The sequence below is a fragment of the Micromonospora sp. URMC 106 genome, from assembly GCF_051386395.1.
In the GTDB taxonomy this organism is placed as follows: domain Bacteria; phylum Actinomycetota; class Actinomycetes; order Mycobacteriales; family Micromonosporaceae; genus Micromonospora.
In genome coordinates this window covers 1-248 of sequence record NZ_JBPQTP010000288.1, presented here as the reverse complement: position 1 = coordinate 248, position 248 = coordinate 1, and the positions used below count along the sequence as shown (strand labels likewise).

The window sequence follows — 248 nt, the reverse complement described above, 5'->3', positions numbered from 1 at the left end:
CCTGGTGGCCGCGCGGGGCCGCTTGATGCAGGCGCTGCCCGCCGGCGGCGTGATGGCGGCGGTGGGTGCGTCCGAGGACGCGGTGCGGGAGGTCATCGAGGCGTCGGCCGCGGCGGTGGATGTCGCGGCGGTCAACGGTCCCGCGTCGGTGGTGGTGTCGGGTGCCGCCGACGAGGTCGCGTCGGTGGTGGCGGCGGGTCGTGAGCGGGGCTGGCGGGTCAAGGAACTCGTGGTCAGTCACGCGTTCC

The 248-nt window shown here is 75.8% G+C and carries 1 protein-coding gene; it reads left to right on the top strand.

All coding sequences use genetic code 11. The features are described from left to right. Positions 1 to 25 precede the first annotated feature (25 nt). A partial coding sequence (locus ACSNOB_RS32135) for a hypothetical protein (RefSeq protein ID WP_436691222.1) occupies positions 26 to 248 on the top strand: 223 nt, incomplete at its 3' end.